Origin of the sequence: Pseudoxanthomonas jiangsuensis (assembly GCF_010093185.1) — a bacterium.
In the GTDB taxonomy this organism is placed as follows: domain Bacteria; phylum Pseudomonadota; class Gammaproteobacteria; order Xanthomonadales; family Xanthomonadaceae; genus Pseudoxanthomonas; species Pseudoxanthomonas jiangsuensis.
The window spans coordinates 1-535 of the sequence record NZ_PDWL01000129.1; the positions used below are offsets into that span (position 1 = coordinate 1).

Genomic DNA, 535 nt, shown 5'->3' on the forward strand with positions numbered 1-535 from the left:
CCCTTCGTGCTGACGCCGCATGCGGGGGGGATTGCGACCCTCGATGGGGACGACAAGGCTGCGGTGGAAGCGGCGCCCGGCCAGTTCGCAGTGACCTTCGCGCGGAAGATGCGCAGCGTGGTGATCGTCAAGGGCGCGGACAGTTTCATCGCCGGGCCTGACGGTGCGCTATGGGTGCATCGCGGTGGTGTGCCTGGGCTGGGCACGTCGGGCTCGGGCGATACCTTGGCCGGATTGATCGCAGGTTTCGCTGCGCGGGGCAGCGACGCGTTGACCGCCGCGCTGTGGGGTGTATTTGTGCACGCGGTAGCGGGTAAACAGCTGTCCAGGCGGATTGGCACGGTTGGATTTCTGGCACGCGAGATTCCAAAAGAAGTGCCCGGGATTTGGGATCGTTTGCCGCGCAAGGGAGTGAGCCCTTCTCCTTGCGGGAGAGGGGTTGGGGTGAGGGTACGGCTGCTGGGATTGGTGAAGATTGAAGTCTTTTACGTTGTTTTGTTCGCGACGCATTACGCGCGCGGCCGGCACCTTTAAG

At 63.7% G+C, this 535-nt stretch carries 1 pseudogene; it reads left to right on the forward strand.

The annotated features are described in order from the left end of the window. Positions 1-405, forward strand: a pseudogene (locus CSC62_RS17625) (ADP-dependent NAD(P)H-hydrate dehydratase); the annotation flags it as partial. Between the last annotated feature and the right edge of the window lie 130 nt (positions 406-535).